The sequence below is a fragment of the Sphingobacterium sp. 1.A.5 genome (assembly GCF_002734235.1).
GTDB classification, from domain to species: Bacteria; Bacteroidota; Bacteroidia; order Sphingobacteriales; family Sphingobacteriaceae; genus Sphingobacterium; species Sphingobacterium daejeonense.
This window is the reverse complement of sequence record NZ_PEBA01000038.1, coordinates 1-9,946: the sequence shown is the minus strand read 5'-3', so window position 1 is coordinate 9,946 and position 9,946 is coordinate 1. Positions and strand designations below refer to the sequence as shown.

At 34.7% G+C, this 9,946-nt stretch carries 6 protein-coding genes; 1 reads left to right on the top strand and 5 read right to left on the bottom strand.

Features of this window, described 5'->3' with window-relative positions:
• From CRT24_RS21075 to CRT24_RS14310, 5 genes are all read right to left on the bottom strand, one after another.
• On the bottom strand, positions 1-225 hold a 225-nt coding region (locus CRT24_RS21075; RefSeq protein WP_218962641.1), incomplete at its 3' end, for a hypothetical protein.
• Between the two features lie 400 nt (positions 226-625).
• On the bottom strand, positions 626-2,020 hold the full coding sequence (locus tag CRT24_RS14325) for an ATP-binding protein (RefSeq protein ID WP_099371906.1): 1,395 nt from the start codon (positions 2,018-2,020) through the stop codon (positions 626-628).
• On the bottom strand, positions 2,010-3,311 hold the full coding sequence (locus CRT24_RS14320) for a vanadium-dependent haloperoxidase (RefSeq protein ID WP_099371905.1): 1,302 nt from the start codon (positions 3,309-3,311) through the stop codon (positions 2,010-2,012). The genes CRT24_RS14325 and CRT24_RS14320 overlap by 11 nt, the downstream gene beginning before the upstream one ends.
• Positions 3,312-3,360: 49 nt before the next feature.
• A complete protein-coding gene (locus CRT24_RS14315) occupies positions 3,361-4,677 on the bottom strand; it encodes a contractile injection system tape measure protein (protein ID WP_099371904.1) in 1,317 nt (438 codons plus the stop codon).
• Positions 4,674-9,344 (bottom strand): hypothetical protein, encoded by a 4,671-nt coding sequence (locus CRT24_RS14310; RefSeq protein WP_144034590.1) that lies wholly within the window; start codon positions 9,342-9,344, stop codon positions 4,674-4,676. The genes CRT24_RS14315 and CRT24_RS14310 overlap by 4 nt, the downstream gene beginning before the upstream one ends.
• Before the next feature lie 393 nt (positions 9,345-9,737).
• On the opposite strand from CRT24_RS14310, the gene CRT24_RS14305 reads away from it, so the two are divergent.
• A partial coding sequence (locus CRT24_RS14305; RefSeq protein WP_218962599.1) for a DUF4372 domain-containing protein occupies positions 9,738-9,946 on the top strand: 209 nt, incomplete at its 3' end.

The window sequence follows — 9,946 nt, the reverse complement described above, 5'->3', positions numbered from 1 at the left end:
AAGCTGCTTTTTCTCTACAATTGGACTTCCGAAAGGCAAAAAATGAAAAATCAAGCCGAGGTCATCCACAGACCCTGAGAAATTGATTAGACCAAATATTAACTGAAATATAAATGTGATACAGCCCCTGGATGGCGCTGTGTAATCTTTTCTAGAATAGTTGCACCCCTCTGGGGTTAACAGACATGCCACACCTACGGCGTTGGTGTTTGAGGCGATATACATTTCTATAGATATTACATGCCGATGGCATTTAAGAGATATTTCATGCCTCCGGCATTTAACCCCGATGGGGTTTTTTCGCCGTGGCAGGTGTCCCCACCTGCCTAGAATAGTTGCACCCCTCTGGGGTTTTATGTTTTGGAACAATGGTTTCTAGAATAGTTGTACCCCTAGCGGGGTTAACAAACATGCCACACCTATGGTGTTGGTGATGTGGTGATTTTTCAGCCATGGAATGGTAAATATTTTGTGTTATTAGCCCAAGTCAGGCCATTCCCCTGGCCAACGCTCAAGACTTGAGCTAGCTCAGCTACGGATGGTTGGTGGGGACACCAACCATGGCGAGTGGGAAAACCGACCACGACGGTTGGGACACAATCCATGGCAAGTGGGGACACCAACATTATCCAAAGGGTTTTCCTTCTTTCAGCAATTCTTTTTTTATGCCGGCAAGGACATCGGTATAGTAGATTCGTTTTGCTGTATCCTTATATTGCTGTCTTTCGAATGCTTTGATGCAGGCGTAATGGACTACATTGATGATTGATCCTCCGGAAATGACATAATTCTTCACCATTTCTGGGATATCTGCAGGTTGGTCGTTGTTGTAGAATTGGACATCTTGCGGAAAAGCGAGTCTCCAAATCTTGACTCTTTCATCAGGCTCGGGGATGCTGAATTTTAAGATTGCATTGAATCGACGCATAAAAGCATCATCAATATTGTTTTTCATATTGGTAGCAAGAATGACCATACCGTTATAGTCTTCAATGCGCTGCAAGAGATAGGATACTTCTTGGTTAGCATATTTATCATGCGCATCCCGGACATTGGTTCTTTTGCCGAATAAGGAGTCTGCTTCATCAAAGAAAAGGATCCAACCTTTGTCTTCAGCTTTAGCAAAAATCTGTTCGAGATTTTTCTCGGTTTCACCGATATATTTTGACAATACCATCGAAAGGTCAATCTTATAGACTTCCTTGCCTACTTCTTTCCCCAAAAGACCAACGGTTAGGGTTTTACCTGTTCCAGACGGACCATACAACAACGCTTTGTAGCCATTGTTAATTCTTCCAGACATATTCCATTCATTAACCAATAATGAATTATATCTCAACCAACTCTTTAATTCATTTACCTGCGTTATCAGTTCGTCATTTATAACAAGGTCTTTCCATTCAAGTTCTGTTTTAATGAGTTTTGCTGGGAAGTGAATACTAAATTTTGGTTGTGTAGATTCACCATAAATAAATTGGTCCAGAAATTCTTTGGAGAACATAATTTTACTGCTCATCTCGGGTTCTCCAGATGCATGGTCATCGAGCCATAATATTTTCTTTTTCTCGAAGATATGGTCTGCCCAAAATAGTTTTTGGATTTCAATTCTTTTGCTAAAATCATCTTCGGCCAATAAAAATATTGCTGTTTCCGCGGTAGGCAAAAACCCTCGAAAGTCTTTTCCCCGCACGCCACCAATTTTCTGGAAATCACCGGATTGATTGAGTTTAAAATTGATGAGGTTATCAAAAAGGTCGGGTTGGATATGTGGGATCATTCCTAAAACCAACAGGCTTGCTTCATTTATGTTCAGCTTGTGAATGACAATAAATTCAAAAAGTTTAGGGGACCATTTTTTATAGATCGGCAATGGTTTGGGGATATCGTTGCCATCAGGAAAATAGACATTTAATCTGTATAAGATCAATTGTTCTAAGTATCTAAATTCTTCAGGTGAATTGAAATCGAGGAATGAGATACTAGTTTCATGAGATTCTTTTATGTCTTTTTTATTTTTCATTAAAATAGACTTTAGCTTTTTCCCACGCACCAACAGCAACTTTTAATCCTAGTTTATGTCCTTCATCCGTTCCTTTAGAAAAATGAGTGCCACCATAGATACAGGATAACCCTGCCTGTTCAGCGGCAGCGGAATACGTTGGCCATTCCAATACCATATCCATACACGGTGTTACGCCGGCCTCGATATTTGATGATCCCATCTTAATGGTGGTTCTTCCTCCAAAGGCATCATTTCCTGTGAAATTCTTAAGGATTATTGCTGCTGCCCTACTCAGGCAGCTGTGTGCGGATATATATTCTGGTGTGTTTGGAGTTTTTATATAAGGCATCCATTGTTCACCTTTCATTGTTTCAGTTCCTTTACATGGTCCAGCCCAGGCATGAACCCCAAAACCGGAAAACAATTCTCTTATTGCAGTTATTGGTCTAACAGAGTTATAAAAATGTTTACACTCCCAAGCGGCGATACTAGCATCCAATAATGCATTAGACAGCACAAAGAACAATTTTATACACATTGAATTTCTATAATATTCTCTCTGCGCCACAAACTGAGCGATTTCACACCAATGGCCAGCCGTAGTATAAGTCCCACGAGGATCATCCCAATAACTCGCGATTATTTTTTGTTCATCTGTCAATGCAGCACTTATGTCCAATATCTCTTTAGCCTGAGCCTTGAACTCTGGTTGTTCTATAACAAATGGAGATGATGGTCTATACTGCCAATTGAAGGACAATGAAAATGACTTTACCAAACCCCAATGAGGTAATACAAACTTATGTTTATTATTTTTATCATTTTTAATTTTAGGTTGATATCCTGTATAATCTGACCATCTTGGCATTTTTAGGTTAGCATATTGGTTAGCACCGTCGCCAATCCTTTGTTCAAGAATAATCTTTCCAAAGAGATTTCCAATTCCTTCGGGCTTATTAATATCCATACATTTATTTTCTGGATCGTAACCCGATTGACACATCAATTCCCTAAATATTCCCTTATGCTCGGCAGGCAATTTATGACAGAACAATTCAGATAAAACCCTGTAGGCAGCATAGCTAAAAGAAATTCTAATATTTTCTTTTCCGCTGTTTTGGTTTGGAACTTTTATATATTTCGCAGTACTGGTACTGATGGCGCAAGGATTATATACTGACCAAGCATCGTACATTGCTGTATGCACCATCGCTAATGCTCGAGCTGCAATTGGAGTTGATGTTTTGGATAACTTAATGGCATCAAGGGTAACCTGATTCCATTTTAATACGAGTGGTTTTTCTGACATAATACTATAACTAAATGGTCAACAAAAACGTAAATGAATGGAAGTGATTTTATCTCCATTCAACTTGGATGATATGCTTTAACCATGGCAATTTAATATGGCTTAAATTCCATGGTAGGTAATCCAGAAGCATATCAATTGAGCCCTTTTCTACTAAGATTTTTATTTTATCGGCATGAATATTAATTTTTCCTTTTCTTTTCAAAAACCCATCACGTAGCCCTTCAATAGATGTATTATTTAAAATTTCCCAATTGGCAATCATTCCATTTAACATATCATCTATCTCCGATAATTCATTTGGTGATAAAAAAACTTGATTTGAAATGACTGAATGGATTGGAAAACCGCACAAGATCTTAGGTACTACTAACTCATATTCTTTTGGATTTTGTAGCCCCGAAACTGCATAGTACAGAAGATATACTGCTCTTTCTCTAGCTTTTTTGTTTACAAATTCATGATTTTGAACTAATTCAAGATTCTTAAAAAGTGTACTTATAAAAGGATGAACTAACACGAGACCAACATTATTAGCATATATTGGATTATTATCTTCAGCAATTTGGGACTCACTTAATATATTTTCATTGGTATCACTATTATAATCTTTCACCTCAAAACTCATAGCCTCTAAATTCTCAAGTGTGAAAACAATTGATTCATCAAAACCATTTGAACTTAGTTTAACAACATTGTAAATAAATTCTCTATAAAATGATTGGATAGCATTCAATTTTTCACTTTCTGATAGCAATTGGTTTTCTGCAAATTCCTTGAAAGAATCGATTTGATTTATGATTTGTGATTTTATATCTGGGGCAATCATAATGAGTAGATTCTTTAAAAAATCTTCCGAGTGTTGGAATATTAATCGACTCAGGAATTCAGATTTTTTCAATACTTCATGGGCAAATATTTCAACTTTTGAGCCATCCATTGCTAATACTTCAAGTACATGCTGAAAAACTATATCTTCCATAGAAGCAACATTCCAATTTAAATAGCCATTTTTCATATAGAACATCCATTGATGGAAGTGATTTTCAGGCAATGAACTTACTATAGTATTTGTACCTGAAATCTCTTTAGTAATTTGTTCAATAATTTGCTGTTTTGTTTTTCTAAGGAGTTCTGGTTTTTCATTAATTTTCAGGATTTCTTCAAGTAATATTTCACCTAGGTCAATTTCAATTTTATTGATTGAAAGCACTTCATTATCATGTGTTAATTCATCGAATATTTCATCAAATAATGGTATAAAATAACTCCAATATTGATCACTTAGTTTCTGTTGAATACCGAAACTATCTAATCCATTTTTCATTTGGATATCCATATGTTGTTTCATGATGATGTGGTTCATTTCGGTTTCTTTTTGATAGTTTTCACTTTTCGGGACACTTTATTTACAGGTTTTCTGTCCCGGTTATATTGTTGATCACAACTAAAGAACTGATATTCTCCTTCAAGGGAAATCATCCAACCGAATACAGCATTTACTTGGTCTTGGAATGATTTTTTATTATCCTCTATTTGGTTATCATATCTATACATGCAAGAGATATTTGTTTGAATTTTCGAGTTACAAGGCAGGCAGTCTTGACATTCATGAAGTTTTTTATAATTTCTTCTAAACAAAAAGTCCATAAAATCTCTTACGGAGAATTCATTATTACAGGTATTCATTTTTGCGATCCATTTTCTCCAATCTTTATACTTGCTTTCAAAGCAGCAATATTCATGAGGTGAAAGCCATAATATTCTGAGCAACACATGCGCTGGCGCCATCCGGTACAAAATGTCCTCCATAATCATTTTTCCAGATTCTGTTCGGAATCTTTCAGGCCAGGCAGGTAATACCACGGTTGAAATAAAAGAATAAGGATCAATACCCGGTCTAAAAATTATATCTGAATCATCTGAGCAAGGATCAGAATGGTCAACCTCCCAGATGTAACTTGTCGAAAATTCTCTTTGCCCAAGAAAAAGGTCTGACCTATAGTCGCAATCTTCGGGGCAGCGTGGTCGAAGAAGGATATGTTCAATAGCATGAAGACCTTCCGAATTACACAAAGTTATTGTCCTATCTACTGCTTCGCATAGTTTTTGGGAAGATTCATAGCATTGTGGATTATAAGCAATGTGTTGGGGATCATAATTCAATGCAATTCCAAAGGTATTGCAAGAGCAGTCCAGAATCGCCTTATAATTTTCATAATTGGTCAGTAAAGATAGAGCCAAACGCCACATACGTAATGCCTCCGAACAACTATCATAAGGACATGAAGATTTCCAAGCAATAAAACAAATACTCTCTTCTTCACTCTCTTCAACACACCCGCAGGGGTTTAATTTTTCTTCCTGACAAGCATTGAACCCTGGCAATTTGATTTCAATGCTATATTGGAAAATATTATAATTATCCAATTTTCTAGAAATTGGGAAATAGCAAATAAATTGTCTGAGTTTCTCTTTGAAATCTTCAATATCCCAATTCTTTTCATAGCTCTCCAATAATACATTTCCAACTTTATCTTGCAGATAAATTACTTCTCCTTCCAATACATATTTATTTTCTGGATTTTGGAATTCTTCCAGGATTTCGAATAAAAGAGTGCATGAATCTTGGTTTTCTGATTTTTCAATTCTTTTATATGCAAAATAATTTCCTTCTACATCCCTTAACAATATTATATTATCTTCACTATCAAAACTATATGATTTCTTTTCCAAGAAAATTTTGAATCTGTCATACAATTCAATTAGGACCTGATTTCTTTTTTTTGCGGTATCATAACTACATGGATGTTCAAGAAAATCAGGTCCGCAATTGAGATAAAATGAGTAACAACAGTTATTTTTATTTTGGACTTTATGAAGTCCTAATTGAGATTGAACAGCACAAATAAATTTTTCGACACCGTCTTCACCCCAAGCAGCTTCTTCAGTGTAAAATTTTTCTGTACTTTCAGCTAGTACTTCACGGATAAATATTTTATAAGTAGCATTTTCATTTTCCGAAGAATCGCAGTCAACAAAAATATTACCGGGATATCTCAAAAGCATCAAGAAAAAATTGAAATCTATCCAAGCATCTTCAGCAGAACTATAAAATTTAGTGCTTTTCCATTGTTGAGGATTTTTCTCCGAAAAGAAAGTAGAGAAATAATATTGGTCTTGGAGTTTCTTGATTGGGTAGGTTTTTACCAATCGCTGCATAAATTGTTGGATGCTTCCGTCAGAATATGTTCCAATTTCTTCTTGTGTAATTTCAGGGATTACAACCAAAGCTTGATTATTAATCGATTCTTCAAAACTAATTATTGTTCCATAGCTGCTTTCAACTGCTGCCAATTCAAGGATTTGAAAATATGTGTCTTCAAATGCTTTTAATGCTAATTCTTTTGTTGGGAATGTTTGATAACTCTCAAACAATATCAATTCTTCATTAATTGGACCCTTATTTTTGTATTGAAGATTATGTGCTTTTACTAAATACTTATAAGATTTGGTTTTATTATTTTTTCCGACAATTTCCCTAATAATATCTCCTCCCAGACACAATTGCAAGTATTGTTTATAGGTTCGCAGTAATTTATAGATTTTCTTTTTGGCTAATAAGGCGTCTTTTTTTTCGGAAAAACCTTCTTGATAAACTGCTATCACATTATCTTTGTCCACCAATCTATAAATAAATTGAGGAGCATTTTCACTTGCCTCTTTTCTTACAGCTGCTTTGAAATTCTGTTTTTTACTGCTACTATAATATTGTGCGATATTTTTTTGTTCATTCAAAGCATTTTCCAACAGCTTGAGGTCTGTATTTTCAGATTGCTGAATCACTACAGTTGGTAATTTGCTGCCTTTATTTTGCTGTGTTAGGATCGGTCCATTTTTACTTTTTCCCAACCTTAATGATGGAATTGCTTGATGGAATGATTTTAGCGCTTTGATTGCGGACTCCTCATCTTTAAATTCCTTGGTACTACTAAACTTATAATTAGATTGAGGATCATATCCTAAATCATAATTGAACTTCCACCCTTTTGGCTCAGCTTCAGTAGTGATTTGATATTGGTAATTATGAATAGTTTTGATTATTTGATCCCGCATTAGAGCAGCATCATTTTCAGTATCAAATTCCAAATTAATATATGCCTCTATCCTATCATCAACCCGGATATTTAATTTAAATTTTGAATCTACAGAAGAACGATCTATAGAATAACTCGAAAACTGAGAAGCTAATGATAAAACTAGATAAGCATGGTTTTTAGCCGTTCTGTTATTTTCAAATTCCACATTCGCGAAGAATTTGAAAGTATTTGAATTATCCAATAATTCGTAAGTAAATAGCTTTGGTTTACCTACTATTGAATTGCTGATATTTACCTTAAATTCCTTGACATCAATATATTTTGAATGTTTTGGATCAGTTTGGTTTGGGATCAATTGAGTTATTTTAAAATTATCAATACCTTCACTTGACCAAATCTTGCTGTCATTAATTTTATTAATAGATTTTCCAGCAGCATCAAAAGCTTGGATTGCGGTATCAAAAGAATTAATTAACTGTCGGACTACTTTTTGGTCTGAATTTAATAATTGAGAACTATAAGAATAGCTGTTGATGTAAACCTCTTCTTTTGGGGTATTGGCAAACATTCTGTTTAAGGATGTTCGAACTGTATCTGCCTCCTGAGAGGTGGAATACTGTTTGAAGAAAGGGATATATTGACTTTCTCGATAATTTAGAACAATTGAAAATATTTTATCATGTGCGATGTATTTTGTTTTTAGATTTTCAGGGTTTGATATTGCATTAAACGCTAATTGGGCGGCCTCTTCAGCTTCAATTTCGGAGTCGAATTTTTCATTTAAGGTGAAAAATTTTTCATTTCCAATAATCAATTCAGCAATGTAATAATCATCCAATTGTTCCACTATGAAATTACATAAACTATGGACTTTCTTATTTTTTATTCCAGCACGATATTTTGCTTCCAATTCAAAACCAGAGCCATTTAAATTATTCCAATTGTTTTGTAAATAATTATATGCTTTAGCCCGGTTAGCACTTAAATCATCGTATTGAGTTAAGAAATCCTCTTTAGCAAGGAGGGATTCATCAGCAGAATTAATTGCCTCATTTGCATATTCTCCTAGGACATTGTCAGTAAATTTTTCAGAAAACCTAGCGAGTAAATGGTTTAAAAATGTATTTCTTCGTGAATGGTATAAATCCCGATCTTCAATTATCAAAGCCAAATAAGATTTGAAGGTTGAGAGATTGAGTTCTAGATCAAAAGATACATTATTCTCATCAATGATAAAACTTCTATAATTTTCTTCGAAGGAGCCTACATAAGTTACTGAACTAAGGTGTAGGTTCGCAGCTGAAATAGATTCGAAACCAAATTTACTTATAAGGGCAAATTCATCATTTGATCCCAAAATATAATAGTGGATGTTATCGGAATATTGGTTTAAAAAACCAAATTGATATTGGTTATTTATGAGATCTTCTTTAAACTGATTAAGTGCAATTTGAAGATTTATCAATGAATTGAAAGTATACAATTCCAATTCCTCAGGGTTTACAATATCCGTTTCATTCGTATGGATTAAATCAATTAATTTTGATTTATGGATTGGTCTAATTAGGCTATTACCTTCATTTCCCAAATCATTATTGCTGTCTGTTCCTACGGCAAACCGCAGCAATTTTGACAAATTTTCATTGTCAGCTAATTTGTTCAAGAAATAAGTTCTTTTCAAATTTGGATCATCGGAAGAATTCATGGAGAACAGGGTTCTAATATTCTTCAATTGAGCCAAATAACCTGCTAAAACCTGGTCAAAAAACAACAGGTACCCTTGTAGCTGTAATGCTTGCGCTTTTCTGTGATCGGAAACATCATCAGGTAATCCACCTTCAGAAATGCCATAAACTCTTGGGAAATCCTCTTGTAATAAATAATAGTCATCTAAATCTTCATGATAGATACCATTTGGAATTTCTCTGTCCAAAAATTTTGATGGATTCTGATAAAGCACTTTACCAGAATTCGAAAAGTTAATATTTAGAACTCCTTCAAATTTATTGAAGTTTATATCAACAGGAATTCCGTTCTTCTTGAATTTTAGTTCTGTGCATTTTAATGAAAACTCAGTTACATAATTTACAGGGATTTGAAATTTCCATGATGATGATGAATTAAAATTTATATGCTCACAACCTCTTACTGACAGATTATCAACAGATTTTACTCCTTCTACCGAAAGTATAATATTGAAAAGGTCAGATATATGGATTTCTTTTTTAAGTTTTATTTCAGTAGCGTCCTAAACGAGGGAAAAAATGGCGGTGGATTTATATAGCAGGGAATGCTATATTTATTTCGCCAAAATTGATCCATCGCCATGGTAAATATAAACGTATTCTCTCAGATTTTGGGACTCGTAGATCGGAACATTTTCAAAAAATTGGTTCACGAACATCAATCTGACAAACATCACAAGGGCATCAACAGTTGGACGCATTTTGTGAGCATGCTATTCTGCCATCTCTCTTCGGCAGATTCGGTTCGTGACATTTCTAATGGACTCCGCAGCACTACTGGCAACATGAA